The organism is Leucobacter viscericola (assembly GCF_011299575.1).
Classification (GTDB): domain Bacteria; phylum Actinomycetota; class Actinomycetes; order Actinomycetales; family Microbacteriaceae; genus Leucobacter; species Leucobacter viscericola.
On the sequence record NZ_CP049863.1, the window covers coordinates 3,465,993 to 3,482,771 of the forward strand.

General features: G+C 61.7%; 12 protein-coding genes. 11 read left to right on the forward strand and 1 reads right to left on the reverse strand.

What is annotated here, in order from left to right; translation table 11 throughout:
- Nucleotide 1: 1 nt before the first annotated feature.
- The gene (locus G7068_RS15110; RefSeq protein WP_166292721.1) at nucleotides 2-430 is read right to left on the reverse strand and encodes a DUF1801 domain-containing protein; all 429 of its coding nucleotides are present in this window, start codon (nucleotides 428-430) and stop codon (nucleotides 2-4) included.
- A gap of 163 nt (nucleotides 431-593) precedes the next feature.
- Between G7068_RS15110 and G7068_RS15115 the strand changes: the two genes are divergently transcribed.
- The 11 genes from G7068_RS15115 (at nucleotide 594) to G7068_RS15165 (ending at nucleotide 16,749) form a co-directional block, all read left to right on the forward strand.
- Nucleotides 594-1,670, forward strand: coding sequence for a 3-isopropylmalate dehydrogenase (locus G7068_RS15115; RefSeq protein ID WP_166292722.1), 1,077 nt, complete (start codon nucleotides 594-596; stop codon nucleotides 1,668-1,670).
- A 42-nt stretch (nucleotides 1,671-1,712) separates the two neighbouring features.
- Nucleotides 1,713-2,804, forward strand: a complete 1,092-nt coding sequence (locus G7068_RS15120) for a branched-chain amino acid aminotransferase (protein WP_166292723.1) — start codon at nucleotides 1,713-1,715, stop codon at nucleotides 2,802-2,804.
- Nucleotides 2,805-2,807: 3 nt separating this feature from the next.
- Complete coding sequence (locus tag G7068_RS15125; protein WP_166292724.1) at nucleotides 2,808-3,602, forward strand: fumarylacetoacetate hydrolase family protein; 795 nt, start codon at nucleotides 2,808-2,810, stop codon at nucleotides 3,600-3,602.
- A gap of 24 nt (nucleotides 3,603-3,626) precedes the next feature.
- The gene (locus G7068_RS15130) at nucleotides 3,627-4,721 is read left to right on the forward strand and encodes a carboxylate-amine ligase (RefSeq protein ID WP_166292725.1); all 1,095 of its coding nucleotides are present in this window, start codon (nucleotides 3,627-3,629) and stop codon (nucleotides 4,719-4,721) included.
- A gap of 131 nt (nucleotides 4,722-4,852) precedes the next feature.
- Nucleotides 4,853-6,904, forward strand: a complete 2,052-nt coding sequence (locus G7068_RS15135) for a leucine-rich repeat domain-containing protein (RefSeq protein WP_166292726.1) — start codon at nucleotides 4,853-4,855, stop codon at nucleotides 6,902-6,904.
- Nucleotides 6,905-7,116: 212 nt separating this feature from the next.
- Complete coding sequence (locus G7068_RS15140) at nucleotides 7,117-8,346, forward strand: sigma-70 family RNA polymerase sigma factor (RefSeq protein ID WP_166292727.1); 1,230 nt, start codon at nucleotides 7,117-7,119, stop codon at nucleotides 8,344-8,346.
- Complete coding sequence (locus tag G7068_RS15145) at nucleotides 8,343-12,113, forward strand: carboxypeptidase-like regulatory domain-containing protein (RefSeq protein ID WP_166292728.1); 3,771 nt, start codon at nucleotides 8,343-8,345, stop codon at nucleotides 12,111-12,113. The genes G7068_RS15140 and G7068_RS15145 overlap by 4 nt, the downstream gene beginning before the upstream one ends.
- Nucleotides 12,114-12,153: 40 nt before the next feature.
- Complete coding sequence (locus G7068_RS15150; protein ID WP_166292729.1) at nucleotides 12,154-13,494, forward strand: GAF domain-containing protein; 1,341 nt, start codon at nucleotides 12,154-12,156, stop codon at nucleotides 13,492-13,494.
- A gap of 89 nt (nucleotides 13,495-13,583) precedes the next feature.
- Nucleotides 13,584-15,107 carry an aldehyde dehydrogenase gene (gene adh / locus G7068_RS15155; protein WP_166292730.1) on the forward strand — a complete coding sequence of 508 codons (1,524 nt, stop codon included), beginning with the start codon at nucleotides 13,584-13,586 and terminating at the stop codon, nucleotides 15,105-15,107.
- Between the two features lie 89 nt (nucleotides 15,108-15,196).
- Nucleotides 15,197-16,216, forward strand: a complete 1,020-nt coding sequence (adhP, locus tag G7068_RS15160) for an alcohol dehydrogenase AdhP (protein ID WP_166293211.1) — start codon at nucleotides 15,197-15,199, stop codon at nucleotides 16,214-16,216.
- Nucleotides 16,217-16,323: 107 nt separating this feature from the next.
- A complete protein-coding gene (locus G7068_RS15165) occupies nucleotides 16,324-16,749 on the forward strand; it encodes a DUF779 domain-containing protein (protein ID WP_166292731.1) in 426 nt (141 codons plus the stop codon).
- Nucleotides 16,750-16,779 lie beyond the last annotated feature (30 nt).

The following is a 16,779-nucleotide window of genomic DNA, read 5'->3' on the forward strand; positions in this document are numbered from 1 at the left end:
CCTACTTCCGCCCCCACTCTTCAAGCGTCTCCACGAGTGAACGCTCCAGCAGTTGCCGCAGCGCCTCGCGATCCACACCGGTGAGGCGGGTCAGGTAGAGGCACGCCTTGCTGGCCTTGTACTTTCCGAGCTTCGACATCAGATCAGGCCAGTGATCCTCAAAATCATTGCTGAGATAAACCGTGTGGCGTGCGGCACCGGGCGCAAATCCGAGAAGCGGAGCGCGGCCGCTGTGGCCGGTGTCGTAGGTGTACTCGTACTCGCCGAAGCCGATGATGCGCCCGGCCCACACAACGGGTTCTTCGCCCGTAAGTTCGCGGCACATCTCAAGCAGTTCTTCGGCCTCAGCGCGTCTGGGGCCCGTCGCCTTATCGAGCACCGTCTCGACGGGGATAGATGATGGTGACATTGCAGGTTCTTTTGCAGCCATGACTCCTCCTCGGTTGAGTGATTAATGACCCAGCCTAGTGTGAGAAAAGGACAGGATCCGAGGCCAAAGCGGCAGTATGCTGGAATGACGCGTGCAAGCAATTTGCAAGCAAAAAGTAAGCCCCACGCAGCAGACGCAGCACACAGTAGGCAAAGGAGCGCCAGTGACCCGCACCATCAAGCTCGCAGTAATTCCCGGCGATGGTATCGGCCCGGAGGTGATTGAGCAGGCGAATCGTGTGCTCGATGCTGTGCTGGCAGAGAGCGACGTCACGCTGGAGCGCACCGAATTTAAGCTCGGCGCCGAGCGCTTCCTTGCTACGGGCGACACGCTCCCGGCGGTCGAGCAGGCGGCCATCGCCGAGCACGACGCGATCCTCTTTGGCGCCGTCGGCGGTGTGCCTGGCGACCCACGACTGAAAGCCGCGAATATCGAGCGTGGTCTGCTGCTGAAGCTGCGCTTTGACTTCGATCACTACGCCAATGTGCGACCCTGCACGCTCTTCCCGGGTGTCACCTCGACGCTCGCGAACCCCGGCAATGTTGACTTCCTGGTTGTGCGGGAGGGAACCGAGGGGCCCTACGCGGGCAATGGTGGATCCCTGCGCACCGGCACCCCGCACGAGGTTGCCACGGAGGTCTCGGTCAACACCGCCTACGGTGTTGAGCGTGTCGTGCGTTACGCCTTTGAAACCGCGCAGGCTCGCCCGCGCAAGAAGCTCACCTGGGTGCACAAGACCAACGTGCTCGTGCACGCGGGTTCGATCTGGCAGCGGGTCGTTGCGGCTGTTGCGGCGGAGTACCCCGAAATTGCCGTCGACTACATGCACGTCGACGCCGCCACCATCTTCATGGTGCAAGACCCCTCGCGCTTCGACGTGATTGTGACTGATAACCTGTTTGGTGACATCCTCACAGACCTTGCCGGCGCCATTGGTGGCGGCATCGGGCTCGCAGCTTCCGGCAACATCAATCCCGACGGCACGTTCCCGAGCATGTTCGAACCCGTTCACGGATCTGCTCCCGACATCGCAGGGCAGCAGAAGGCGGATCCGACCGCGGCGATCCTCTCCGCGGCAATCATGCTCGATCATCTTGGCCTCACCACTGAGGCCAGCCGTGTACGCGACGCAGTGCGCGCAGACCTCGCCGAACGCGGGGCCGCCGCTCGCTCCACCGCGCAGATCGGCGACTCCGTCATCGCGCAGCTCCCGGCACCGGCACACGCGGCAATCGCTTAACTTTCGCTCTCTTAACGCGAGCCCAACACCAAAGGCACCATCATGACCGAACTCACGTTCACCCGCACCGAGGCTCAGCGGCTGCCCGCCGCAGAACGCGAGGCGATCCTCGCAGACCCCGGCTTTGGCAACTACTTCACCGACCACATGGTCTCGATCGTGTGGACCAAACAAGACGGTTGGCAGCACGCAGAGGTTCTGCCGTACGGGCCGATCCCGATGGATCCGGCCTCTTCGGTGCTGCACTACGGCCAGGAGATCTTCGAGGGCATGAAGGCGTACCGTCGCGCTGACGGCTCGATCGTGGCCTTCCGCCCAGACGAAAACGCCAAGCGCCTCAACGATTCGGCCCGCCGTCTTGCGCTGCCCGAGATCCCCGTCGATCTCTTTGTTGAGGCCGTGCGCGAGCTCATCGCGGCCGATGCCGCTTGGGTGCCGAGCGGTGCGGATCAGAGCCTCTACCTGCGACCGTTCATGATCGCAGATGAGAACTTCCTCGGGGTGCGCGCCGCTGAACGGGCTCGCTTCATGGTGATCGCTAGCCCGGCTGGTCCCTACTTCAAGGGCGGCGTGAAACCGGTGTCGATCTGGCTGTCGCAGGAGTACGCCCGCGCGGGTCGCGGCGGAACGGGCGCCGCCAAGTGCGGCGGCAATTATGCCGCATCGCTCCTTCCGCAGAACGAGGCCGCCGAAAACGGGTGCCAGCAGGTGCTCTTCACGGACTCCGCGACCGACGACACGATCGACGAGCTCGGTGGCATGAACCTGTTTTTGGTGCGCGCTGATGGAACGCTGCTCACACCCGAGCTGAACGGCAATATTCTCGCGGGGATCACACGCAAGAGCCTGATCCAGCTCGCGAAGGATCGTGGCCTCGCCGTTGAAGAGCGTGCACTCACCGTAAGCGAATGGCGTGCGGGTGTTGCTGACGGCTCGATCACCGAGGCGTTCGCCTGTGGCACGGCCGCCGTGATCACTCCAATCGGTCAGCTCAAGTCACCCGATTTCAGCATTGATTTTGGCGAGGCGGCACCCGGCCCGATCACCCTCTCGCTGCGCGAAGAACTGACCGGGATTCAGTTCGGCGCATTGGATGACAAGCACGGTTGGCTCGAAGTTATGGTGGAGGCGTAAAGCATGAAGGTTGCACGGTTTCAGGTCGATGGTGAGATCTCCTACGGGGTCCTCGATGCCGCTGAGAGCGGCAACGGCATTGACGTAGTAGAACTTGTCGCCGATCCACTGGTCTCGGGGTACGACACAACAGGGCGGCGCTTTCCGCTCGAAACCGTGCGGCTGCTTGCTCCCGTGATTCCGCGCTCGAAGGTTGTCTGCGTCGGCAAGAACTACCTCGATCACGTGGAAGAGATGCGCGGAGTCACCGGCGGCTCTGATGCGCCACCCGCTGAGCCGCTGCTCTTTCTGAAGCCCAACACCTCCGTAATCGGCCCGGAAGACACCATTGTGCGGCCCGCGGTGTCGGATCGTGTTGAGCACGAGGGTGAACTCGCCATCGTGATCGGTGCGATGGCGAAGGACGTCAGCGAAGAAGACGCGCTGAAGTACGTCTTCGGCTTCACCTGCTCGAACGACGTCACAGCACGCGATATTCAGATTAAGGACGGACAGTGGACCCGGGGCAAGGGCTTCGATACCTTCTGCCCGCTCGGCCCGATCATCGAGACGGATCCCGACCTCAGCGACGCCCGAGTGGTCACAAGGGTGAACGGTGAAATTCGCCAAGATGGTCGCACCTCGCAACTGATCCACAGCCTCCCGAAGATCGTCTCCTACGCCTCGCAGGCGTTCACCCTGCTGCCGGGTGACGTGATCCTTACCGGCACACCGGCCGGGGTCGGCCTGCTCGAATCGGGTGATGTGGTCGAGGTGGAAATCGAGGGAATCGGGATCCTCCGCAATCCTGTGCAGTAGGGAAGTCGTGCGGTAGAGTGCCTTATGGTTTCCACACAGGGGGGTCCGCGCCATTTTGGCGTAGAAGAGGAATACCTGCTTCTTGACGCGAAAACGGGATTGCCCCGTGACGCCGCGCAGCAGATGATTGCGGCGCTACCCGACTTGCGCGCCGAGGTTGAGTACTTCGAAAGCCAGCTGGAAACCGCGACCCCTATTTGCACCTATGCGAACGAGGCGGAAGACACGCTGCTTGCCTTCCGAGCCGGGGCAGCTCACGCCGCCACCAACCTTGGAGTTGTGCTGGCGAGCACTGGTTTGCCGCCTGTCGGGGGAGACAAACACGGCACGGTGACCAAAAAGCCTCGCTATAAGGCCATCGAAAAGGATCTCGGAACGCTCGTCTCCCGCTACTACTCCACGGGCACTCACGTGCACGTTGAGGTGCCCTCGCGCGATGTCGGCGTTGACGTGATGGCGCGCATGGCCCGCTGGTCGCCGCTGCTGGTTGCACTCACTGCGAACTCGCCTATTCACCTTGGCGAACCGACCGGGTTCGCCAGTTGGCGGTACCTGACGATGATGCAGTGGCCGACTGCGGGGTACCCACCCTACTTCGAGACCGGCGCTGACTACGATGTGATGATCGAGCAGTTCATGCGCAGCGGGATCGTGCTCGATACCGGGGTCGTGAACTGGTCGATCCGGCTCTCCGAGAATTTTCCGACTGTTGAGCTGCGCACCGCCGACGCGCAGCTTGATCCGCGCGACACCGTCGCCTTTGCCGTGATTGTGCGCGCTTTGGTTGACCGCTGCGTTGCAGAGGCTGAGTCAGGATCGCCCAGGCACGATCCCGACCTCAACCTCGTGAAGGGTGCGCACTGGCTCGCGGCGCGCAACGGCCTGAGCTCTCGGCTGGTGCATCCACTGTCGGGTGATGCGGTGCGGGCTGCTGACGCGATTGCGGCGCTCATCGAGCATGTGCAGGATCAGCTCGCGGCTGCGGGTGACCTCGACCGGGTCGAGCGGTTTATCGAGCGCCGCTGCGCACAGGGTGAACCGGCGAGACTGCAATTGCAGCGTTTCGCCGAGGGCGGTGTCGCGGGGCTGCTTGAGCTCTACCAAACCGCTGACTTATAATTCTTTTCCGAGTGTGTTGTGTTCTGCCTGTTGCCTTCTCTTAGCAACTAGGGCCTTGAGTTTTGTGCGCCGAAGTTTCGGCCGCTAGCTGAAGTTCTTTGCCCTTTTGCTACCCGAGTACAGAAGGAAACATGACCAAACAGAAACCTATGTTGCGCAGGCTTGTACAGGTCGCCGCAGCCACGCTTGTCGGCGCGCTTGTTGGTGTTGGGGGAGTCGCAAGCGCGGCGTCCGCAGCTCCAGACGATGTGGTGACATTCCCCGATGTTGCGCTTGAGAATGCACTTAACGCAGTCACAAACAAACCAGCGGGAACCCCTTTCACTGAGAAGCGCCTCGCTGCAGTCACCTACTTAGCGATTAGTAATCGAGGCATTACAGACCTCAGTGGTCTGGAGAATGTGCCAAACCTTTCTAACCTGCAGATCTCTCAAAATCAGGTAAGTGATTTGAGTCCCATCTCGGGTCTTAAGAAGCTCCAAACCCTTACCCTGGACCAATCTCAGGTCAGTGATTTGAGCCCGATTGCTGGTCTCTCAACTCTGAAGACACTCAGGTTTTCTTCTACTGGTGTGACAGATCTAACTCCGATCGCGAACCTTACCAACCTCGAGAATCTCTCGTTTTACAACGATGAAATTACCTCTCTCGAGCCCCTCAGCAATCTCACGAAGCTGAGGACGCTTACTGCCTCACTCAACAAAATCAGCGACCTTACCCCGCTGAGTGAGCTTGGTTCGCTTGAGAGTGCCTTCCTCGACCAGAACGAGATCTCAGATGTGGCACCTTTGTCGAATTTGAGCAGCATTCAGAACCTGTCGCTGTCAGCGAACCAAATCGAAAACGTTGCGCCGCTTGGTCAGCTCAATACATTGACGAGCCTCCTGCTTGATCTGAACCAGATCAGTGATGTTGCTCCTCTTGCAGGGCTACAGAACCTTACTGCGCTGTATCTCTCGAACAACCGCATCACCGATCTCTCCTCGCTCGAGAATCTGCCTCTGTCAGATGTCTCGAGTCAGGCGGTCACGGGTCCTACGCTCTACGTGCCTGAAAATGCGACCTCGTTCAAGCTCGCGAATCCGCTGGCTCCCTACGTTCTCGCCAAGGGTGAGAAGGTCAACGTTGAGAGTGGTGCGACGCTTTCATCGGGCGTCGCTCAGTGGAAGCTGGGCGCGACCACTCCCGCGGAGTTGAAGCTGGGCGTCGTGAGTGACAACTCGGCTAAGGGAAGCTACAGTGCTGTCACGACTTACCCGGTGGTCCCCGCAAAGTACACAAACGCTAACCCCGTTTCAGCCAAGGTTGGCGCGCAGTACGCGGCAGACCTCACAGTAACCCCCGGCTTTGTCGCGACCAACCACAGCATCACCTCGGGCTCCGTACCAGGGTTGACCCTCGACAAAAAAACAGGAAAGCTGAGCGGCAAGCCCACAAAGGCTGGAACGTTTAAGTTCTCTACGGCGAGTAGTGATGCGGCGGGGAACGCCGTTGTGGGCACCTGGTCGATCACCGTTGCTGCTGATAGTGGCAACGGCAACGGCAACGGCAACGGCAACGGCGGCGGTAGCGGTACTGACAAGTGCTCCGCACCCCGTCCGATTCCGGTGTTTGCTGACACCCCGCTCGCGCACAAGTTCTATAAAGAGATCGACTGGATGGAGTGCATGAAATACTCCACCGGTTGGCGTCAGCCCGTCGGTAAGCCGCTGTACAAGCCGGCCGACAACCTGGAGCGTCAGGCGATGGCAGCGTTCATTTACCGGATGGAGGCTCCCAAGAATTACAAGGCTCCGAAGGTGTCTCCGTTCGCTGATGTGAAGCCGGGCGACTCCTTCTACAAGGAGATCGCGTGGATGTACGAGTCGAAGCTGTCGACCGGGTACCGGGAGACGGGCGGGAAGCCGACGTTCCGTCCGCATGATTCCCTGTCGCGTGAGGCGATGGCGGCGTTCATTTACCGTCTTGAGGCTCCGAAGAACTACACGGCACCGAAGGTGTCGCCCATGGCTGACATGAAGCCGGGGATGTCGTTCTACAAGGAGATCTCGTGGATGTATAGCGAGAAGCTTTCCACCGGTAACAAGACTGCGACCGGTAAGGAATATTGGCCGAAGGACGACCTGAGCCGTCAGGCGATGGCCGCGTTCATCTACCGACTGGTGCTCGACTACCGCAAGTAGCTCGTTGCTGACAAGCTCGACTCGCGCTCGGCATCCTCTCTTCGTGGGGGATGCCGAGCTTTGCCGTACCCAGGGAACACCGGGGGCGGTAATTTACACTGGTAAGAATTATCGGTCGAAGGAGCCTTCGCTCGTACCGACCGTCCTTGGGGAGGAACTCGCCGCATGTTATTTGGTGCGCGTCAAAGTAGTGACGTCAAAGTTGTATGTTCGTGAACGAAAAAACGACAGTTCGAAAGCTCTCGGTTGAAGAAGAACAGCAGGTTCTTCTGCGCGCCCGAGAGGGGGATCGTGCTGCCCTAGGCGAGCTCTACCTGCTCCACCATCCCTACGTGCTTGCGCATGCCCGCCGCTTCCTGCATGATCCGGGATCATCCGAAGACCTCGTGCAAGACGCGTTTGTCGCGACCTGCGAGGCAATTCGGCGAGGTAAAGGACCGAAGTTCTCGTTCGGGCACTACTGGATGACGGCCATTCGCAGTATCGCACTTCAAAAGAACACAAAAAGTGCACGCGAGGTGCTCTCGGGTGGCATCGAAGACTACGTGACCGACCTTGCTGAGGACCTCCCCGTTGAAGACACGGGCGCCGTCGACGCGTTTCTCACGCTCCCGGAACGTCGCCGCAAAGCTATTTGGTTGCGTGCTGTTCAGGGAGTGAGCGTCAAGGAAGCGGCCACCGCCATGGACCTGAGCCCCGCAGCATTCTCCGTGCTGTACTACCGGGCCAAAGAGGAGATGCGGCTCTCGTTTTTGCTGACCGTCGATGTCGCAAAGCTTCCCGAGGCGTGCAGGCCGTTCTTTGCAATGCTGCCGGCGCTGGTGCGTAACTCATTGCGCGGAGCGAAGGCGAAGCGGTTACAGGATCATCTCTCGATCTGTGATTCCTGCAGGGAGCAGGAACAGAGCATGCTGGCGGTTGCGTCAAGATTTGTAGCGGTGCTCCCTCTCCTGGCAGTGATCCCCAGTGCTCCAGATCCTGCCGCCGCTGCAGCGCAAACGACCGCGGGCGCAAAGAGCGCAACAGCGTGGCCGCTAAGGGCAAAACTGCTGGCTGGGGTCGCGGGAAGCGCGGTGGCAGTCACGGCCGTTGTCGTGGCGATCTCCCTGAGCGGATCTGGCGGGAGCGGCACCGCTGCTCAATCTTCAGGGGGAGAAGCTGAGACGCTTGTTGCCCAGGTAGTCGGTTCTGAGGGCGCCTGCGCCGTGCATTTTGTGCCCGGCTCACAGGCGAGCTCCCGATTTATCGCGAGCAATGAGACGGGAGGCAGCTGCACCATCGGTATTCGCTTTGACGGTGAAACGGTGCGCCATCCCTTGGAAGTGCAGAAGTACGAAATCATCATGGCGCCGAGAACAGGTATCTACTCGTTCAGCGTTGAGGCGCCCGAGCAGACCGTGGCGAGGGACTTTGAAGTTCAAGCGGGGGAAGAAACGAAATGACCCGGAGAGTAACGAACGCCGCTCTCGGTTTGCTCGGTTGCGTCGCGATGGTTGGCATGACTGTCGGTCTCGCCGGTGACGCGGCCATGGCAGAACCCACCGTCTCCGGCCCGACTGTGGCGCTCGTATCCGATGGCACGGCACCGTTTGACGCGGAAGATGGTCCCGGGCTCGATTCGGGGGCAGCGAACGGAATATTGCGTTCGCAAGACACCGCTACCTGGGAGGTGAAGTACACGGGTGAGGCCGCATCGACCGCGACATTCACGGCAACACTACCGACGGGAATGCAGTGGACCCCAGCCTCGATCGTGGCCTCGGTGTGTAACGGACCGGCCGGTGGATCGATCAGTGCGGATGGGCTCACACTTCGCTGCGACAGGACCGTACGAGCGCACGAGACCTCGGCATTCCCCGTTTCTGCGGTTGCGGGAGCACTCCCCAACGGAGCGAGGGTTGCCCCACAGTTTGCAGTAAACGGTCAAGCGATTGAGGCCTCGGCGCCGGTCACCATCTCGGCGGCCCCTCGCACGGGACTTTCGGTGCGCCACGGCGCCCTCTCTGCCGGAACCGAGTTCAACGGTGTCCGCGGTGTGAGTACGCAGCTGACATTTCTCCTCGGTGCAGAACGGGATCCCGCAAACCCCAACTTCTTTGGGTACGAGGCCATCGCGTCTCCCATCACCTTCGAGCTAGATGTGCCGCGCGGTGCCGTCGTGAGCACCCCGGATTCCGCGACCCTGACCACCGAGCAGACAGCTCCGGGGGAGACCGTGAGTGTGACGATCAACGCAGACGGCTCGCCCCTCGATTTCCTTCGAGCTGCCTCCAACGGCTTTGCGGGTGGGCTCGCCGCTTCCGGGCTTGCTGAAGACGCTCGGGTGATCGCGAGCTACAAGCTGTCACTGTTTGTGCCGTACGAGGGCAATATTGCGGTCGGGCAAACGGTCACGCTGGGAGGCCAGCTGCGCGGCTTCGATCCCGTATCGATGTCGGGCCAGTCAAACTTTGGCGATGGTTTCGCACCGGGATTCGCGCCGGGAGTGACCTGCCCCGCGGTTCCCGCGAGAGAGGTTGACGCCTCTTGCTACGGGAAGCGTTTCACCCGAGCGGCATTACCCGCACCAAAATCCACCTACTCAACGACGTCCGGCGCTGACGGCATCAGCAACATCTATGCAGATGGTGACCCCAACACCACGGGTACCGAAGCGGTGCTCGTGGGGCAGCGGTACAACGTGCAGACGAATCTCTTCAACGCGGCAACCGCCGAAGAAGACCTCAACGGGGCCTACGCCAGTCTCAGTTGGAATCCGGCGCAGCAACACTTGACGGCAGCGCCCCAAGCGAGGCTCAACTCTGGAGTGTCGAGCTTTAGCGGCTTCTCGGGTATCCAGACCTCTCAGCCTCTCGCGGCAGAGCAGACTCAGATTGAGTACACGGACTACGCGTTTGCGAACGATGCCGAGCGTAAGAGCCTGGCCGCCTTCTCGTCGAGCGCACCTCACTGGGTGCAGGATCCGCAAGAGTTGCCGGGCGGCCTTGACTCGGTTTCTAGTGTGCGGCTTCGGATCCTCACCCCTATTGCCCCTCACAACACCGTGGGGTTTGTGTTGCCGATGCAGCGCAGCGACTTGAGCAAAGGGCTGACCGTGGGGGCGCACATGCCCTGGTTCTGGCAGTACGGCGCAGAAGGAATGGCGCTCACGAAATCGAATTACGCGGGGTCAGGATCGACGATAACCGGCTTGGGCGGCAGCGTCCAGGCCGCCGATGCGTTGATTCGTGCGACTGTTGCGCTCAAACCCACGAACGGTTCGCAGCTTCCCGGTTCACAGGCCGAGCGCGGTGACATCGTGGAGTTGAAGGTGACGCCGGTGGCGATCGGACCGCTTAGCGGAGGCAATGCCACGCTTCGTGACGCTCAAGTGCGTGTTGCCCTGCCGAGCGCCTGCGTGAAACCGCTCGTGTCGGCCTTGCCAACGGGTGCAACATTCACCCCGGGTGGCGACGGGACAGACTGCAACACCGCTGTGCCCGGGATCGTTACGGTCCCGCTTGGCGACGTGGCTGCCCCCGCGGGAGCCCCGCAGGGGTCCAGCTATCCGGGCCGCTCGACGCGGCTAGGCGCCATTGTGTTGCCGCTTGTCATTGACGCAGACCTCTCGGTACCGGCCCAGCTCACCGTTCCGGTCGTCGTCGCAAGCTCGAGTGACCCGACTGTTGAGAACAACGGTAAGAATCCGTTCGCGACGATGGTTTCGATCGGGCAGGATCGCACCGAGAAGGTTACGCTGCGAGTTTCTGGCGCCGCGTCGTTCAACGTTTCGACCGTCGACACAACCAGAGTGCAGGGTGAAATCGGGCCCTTGGAAACGGTGACTCACTCGCTGCTCTGGACCAACACTTCGGCAACGAGTTATCAACGCGGATCTTTTGTGAGTGTTCTGCCGTTTGAGGGTGACGGGCGAGGCACCTCGGGGCTCGGCACCGCAGCCACACGGGTGCTGGGGGTGGGTGCGTCTGTGCCGGACGATCCAGCGGCGGCTGTAGCAATTGACTATTCAACCGATGCCCCGGAGGACGTGGCGACCGCCCTGGACCGGACGGGGAACGCGGACGGAAGATCCGGCATCAACTGGATGCCGCTTGACGGGGCAATACCCGCATCGGTCACTGCGTTCCGTTTCTCACCCCAAACAGCTTTGCAGCCGGGAACCATGGGGGCGGCAACGATCTCGTATCGGGCGCCAACCATCGAGCACATGGGGGCACTCGGCAACGACGTTTCCTTTGCCGTCGGAAACGGTGGCGAACAGCTCAATGTGCGGCACGGGACCGCCTCACTGCTGGAGTCTTCATCGGCGATGGTCACGGGCACGGTGTACCGCACAGACACGGAAGGCGGGCCGGCCCAGGCGTGGCCCGCGGCGGATGACGGTCTTGAACTCGTAGACGAGTCCGGAGACGTGACAGCGGGTGCCATCGCTCAAGACGGCACCTTCCGTTTTGACGGCCTACAACCGGGTACGTATGCGATTCATTTGAAGGCGGCGCTTGCGGAGGGCTGGTACGAGAGCTCGCCGAGCACGGTTAGTCTCGAGCCGGCCGAGTCGGTAACGGGCGTTCAGCTCGTGATGACGCGTGCGAAGTCCATTCCAAAGTGCGAGGAACAGCCGTGTGGCGCTCCGAATATCGTCACGGGCAAATCGGACACTCATACCGCGACCATTCCCGAGGGCGGAACGGCGGCTTTTGTGCTGCCGAGGGGAGTGAAACAGGGATCCCAACCCGCCATTCAGGTGCACCCGAAGCGAGGCAAGCTGAGCTTCACGAACGAAGCGATCCTCTTTGACGCGACGGGTATCGCGCCCGGTACGTACACGTTCCGGCTACTCAGCCCGGGTGAAAACACCGATGAGTATTCGGTCACGGTCCAGCAAAAACCCAAGGGGTCTGGCACCTCGCTGACCATCGATGGAGACGCAGACAGCATTTCCTTTGATCCCGTCGGGCAGACAACCGGTGTCAACCTGATGCCGCTCGCCAAAGCTTCCCTGCATGGCGGAATCGGCTCGGTTTCCCTGCGTGCTGGGCGAGTCGTGTACACGCCCCCGAAAGATTTTGCGGGGGTTGATGCTCTGAGCGTGGATGTGGTCGATGATCTGGGCCAGCGGCTGACGCTGCGGTACACCGTTGTGGTTGTTCCGACAGATACCGGATCCGGGTTTGACGCAAAAGAGTTCCTATTCTCAGGGGTGGAGTAACTGGGGTAGCCTCGGGGTAACGCTGCGAAGAAGGAGCCCCATGTCGAACGGATGGCAGGCCCTGCGTCAGGGCGAATCCGCGCGAGAACGCCGACGTCTGCTTGAGCGTGTCCACGAGCAGTTTGTGGGTGCCGCTGCGGCAGACGATGCCGTAAACAGTGTGGCGCGCGCGACGCTCCGGCCGGTCGTGCTCAGCTCCTGGATGCGTTCGCAGCGCCGAACGATTGATCCGGATCGGGTGCCGGATCACGTCGCTCTGACGAACGATGAGCTCCAGGAACTCCGAAGGATCCACCCGCTCGGTCGGGTGTTACCCGTGGTGCGGAGGCTGTTGCTCGACCAAGCAAACGATTCGGGGTTTATCGTTGCGGTTGGTGATGCCGAAGGAAGGCTGCTGTGGGTCGACGGCGATTCGCGACTTCGTTCTGAGGCCGAAGACATGGGGTTTGTCGCGGGAGTGGACTGGTCGGAAGCAGCGGTCGGCACGAGCGCCCCGGGAAGCGCGCTGGCACTTGACCACTCGATTCAGGTGTTGGGTGCGGAACACTACAACCGATCCGCGCACCAGTGGAGCTGCACAGCAGCCCCCGTGCATGACCCGAGCGACGGTTCGATCATTGGCGTGATCGACGTGACCGGGGGCGACGAAGCGGCCTCACCTCACCTGTTGCCGCTCGTCGAAGCGACGCTTGCCGCAGTCGAGGCAGAACTGCAGCTCGCTGCGCTCCAAGCAACGATCGAACGAGAGCGAGCGCGGGGCAGCGCAGTGCGCTCCCGCAGGGCGCCGCAACGTGCGCCGCGGTTGCTGGTGCTCGGCAGAGACCCGGCCGTACTTGAAACGGGCCGCGAGTCATTCCCGCTGAGCGGACGTCACGCCGAGATCCTGCTTGCCCTCAGTGATGCACCGCGCGGCTTAAGCGCCGTTGAGCTGGCCGAGAAGGTCTATGGGGATCGCGATTACGAATCGACGCTGCGACCCGAACTTGTGCGGCTGCGCAGGTGGTTGCGCACGAGCGAGATTGACCTTGAGCTGGAATCCCGACCGTATCGCCTCAGCAGTGCTCTGAGGGTCGACGCCCGTGAACTGCTTTCGGCACTGTCGCGCGGCGCACATCGGCTCGCGCTCGCCGCCTACGAGGGTGCGGTGCTGCCGCTGTCTGACGCACCGCTCGTGGAGTCTCTGCGTGCGGATGTCGACGCCACGCTGCGCGAGGCGATGCTGCAAGCTGCCGGCGCCGAGCTGCTGTTCGAGTACGCCCAACACTGGGCCGACGAAGATGCCGAGGTGTGGCAAACGCTGCTGACGATCTTGCCCCCGCTGTCACCTCGTCGAGCGCGAGTCGTGGCAAAACTCCAGGCGATGGAGAACATGCAACCTTAGTGCAACCTTGCCTTGCGTAGCCTGGCGGGTACCCGAGCCCGTAGAGGCAGCTCGGGATTCACCTGACATCGACGTCAAAGGAGTCCACCATGGTTGTGTACGCTTCCCCAGGCCACCCCGATTCGCTGGTCAAGTTTCAGAGCCGGTATCAGCACTACATCGGCGGTGAGTGGGTTGCCCCGGTAAAGGGCCAGTACTTCGAGAACCCAACCCCCATCACCGGCAAGGTCTTCTGCGAGGTTGCTCGCGGCACCGCCGAAGACATTGACGCTGCGCTTGACGCCGCCCACGCCGCGGCACCCGCCTGGGGGCGCACGAGCCCCGCAGAGCGCGCTGTGATCCTCAACAACATTGCGGATCGCATGGAGCAAAACCTTGAGGTGCTCGCCGTAGCCGAGACCTGGGATAACGGCAAGGCCGTGCGCGAAACCCTCAACGCCGATATTCCCCTCGCGATCGATCACTTCCGCTACTTCGCGGGTGCGATCCGCGCGCAAGAGGGTGGCCTCTCGCAGATCAACGAAGACATGGTGGCGTACCACTTCCACGAGCCGCTCGGGGTGGTCGGCCAGATCATTCCCTGGAACTTCCCGATCCTCATGGCGACCTGGAAGCTGGCGCCAGCGCTCGCCGCGGGCAACGCGGTTGTGTTGAAGCCTGCGGAGCAGACCCCTGCCTCGATCCTGGTGCTGGCCGGGCTCATCGGCGATCTGCTACCACCAGGTGTGCTCAACATCGTCAACGGCTTCGGGGCCGAGGCGGGCGCGCCGCTGGCGAAGAGTCCGCGCATCCGCAAGATCGCCTTCACCGGCGAGACCACCACGGGACGCCTCATCATGCAGTACGCCTCCGAGAACATCATTCCGGTCACACTCGAGCTCGGCGGCAAGAGCCCGAACATCTTCTTCGAAGACGTGATGGCAAAGGACGACGCCTACTTCGACAAGGCGAAGGAGGGCTTCACGATGTTCGCCCTGAACCAGGGTGAAGTCTGCACCTGCCCGTCTCGTGGTCTGCTGCAGGCCTCGATCGCCGACGACTTCCTTGACGCAGTGGTCGAGCGCACCGAGCGAATCACGCGCGGCAACCCACTCGACACCAACACGATGATCGGCGCGCAGGCCTCCAATGACCAGTTCGAGAAGATCAAGTCGTACCTCGATATTGGCCGCCAAGAGGGTGCGCAGGTGCTCACGGGTGGTGAGCCCGATGATCGCGGCGGTGAGTTCAGCGGTGGGTTCTACATCAAGCCGACCATTTTCCGCGGTGATAACTCCATGCGCATCTTCCAAGAGGAAATCTTCGGGCCGGTGGTCTCGGTCACGACGTTCACCGACTTTGACGACGCGATCAGGATCGCCAACGACACCCTGTACGGTCTCGGTGCGGGCGTGTGGAGTCGCGATGGCAACACTGCATACCGCGCGGGCCGGGCGATTCAGGCCGGTCGAGTTTGGGTGAACAACTACCACGCATACCCCGCACACGCGGCGTTTGGTGGTTACAAGTCGAGCGGCATCGGTCGTGAAAACCACCTGATGATGCTTGACCATTACCAGCAGACCAAAAACCTGCTGGTGAGCTACAAGGAGACGGCAGACGGGTTCTTCTAGGCCGCAGCACCGCGGTATCCCAATCTGTTTCGACCAATACCCTCCCCAGGAGACAAACAATGAACGCAAGCACTTCCACGCCCACGACCATGCGTGCGGCAAACGTAAGAACACTCGGCGCAGCGCTCGAGGTTGACGAGGTCCCGGTGCCACAGCCGGGCCCGGGGCAGGCGCTTGTGCGCGTGCTCACAACAGGCGTCTGCCACACCGATCTGCACGCCGTTGAGGGTGATTGGCCAGTCAAACCGAGCCCACCCTTCATTCCCGGACACGAGGGTGTTGGCATTGTCGTCGAGATTGGCGACGGTGTCACCGAGATCGCCGTCGGTGACCTCGTCGGTAACGCCTGGCTCTGGTCTGCGTGTGGGCACTGCGAGCACTGCCGCACGGGCTGGGAGACACTCTGCGAAAAGCAGCAAAATGGTGGTTACTCGGTTGATGGATCGTTCGGCGAGTACATGATCGTTGATGCTGCCTACGCGGCGGCGCTGCCAGCCGGATCCGATCCCGCCGAGGTTGCTCCGGTGCTGTGCGCAGGAGTCACCGTCTACAAGGGCCTAAAGGTTACGGGTGTGCGACCTGGCCAGTGGGTTGTGATCTCGGGAATTGGTGGCCTTGGCCACATTGCCGTGCAGTACGCGGTGGCGATGGGCATGCGCGTCGTGGCCGTGGATGTTGCCGACGACAAGCTTGCGCTGGCGAAGCAGCACGGCGCCGAGGTTACGGTCAATGCGCGCAACGAGGATCCGGTCGAGGCGATCCAGGCCGCAACCGGAGGAGCGCACGGTGTGCTCGTCACGGCGGTCCACCCGTCGGCGTTTGGCCAAGCGATCGGCATGACCCGACGCGGTGGCACCATCGTGTTCAACGGTCTGCCGCCCGGGGACTTTCCCGCTCCCATCTTCGACATTGTGCTCAAGGGGCTCACGATCCGCGGGTCGATCGTGGGAACGCGTCAAGACATGATCGAAGCGCTTGATTTCTACGCGCGCGGCATGATCCACCCCACGATTGCTGAGCGTCCACTCGACGACATCAACGGGGTGTTCGACGAGATGAAGGCCGGTGCGATCGACGGTCGCATCGTGTTGCGGTTGGCAAACGCCTAATCCGCAGCAATACAAGGGGGGTCGCTGCCCCGAGTTCCTGATTCCCTTCTCGGGGCAGCGTCATAGCATGACAGTGGGCGGCAGCGAAGCCGTCAGAGGAGGGCAACATGTCTGAGCACGCAGCAGAATCGCAAGACCTCGTGGCCGCGCGTCCCGAGGTTGCGGGTGAAGCCGAGAGCAGACTCGCTTTTACCCCGGTCGCTATTGATCTCATCGATCGGCTGTGGGCGATGCACGGCCCGCTCATGTTTCACCAGTCTGGAGGTTGCTGCGATGGCAGCGCACCCATGTGCTACCAGAACGGTGAGTTCAAAACAGGATCGCAAGATGTACTGCTCGGCACGCTTGAACTGCCGGGTCTCGCGGAAGCCGAGGATCAGCCGCGCGAGATCCAGTTCTGGATGTCTCGTGAGCAGTTCGGCGTGTGGGCCCACACGCACCTCACCATCGACGCGATTCCCGGTCGCGGCAGCGGTTTTTCGCTTGAGGCCCCGGAGGGTCAGCGTTTCTTGATTCGCTCCCGCCTGCTCTAGCCCTTGGTTCTTCTGCGTGCGCCCCCAGGC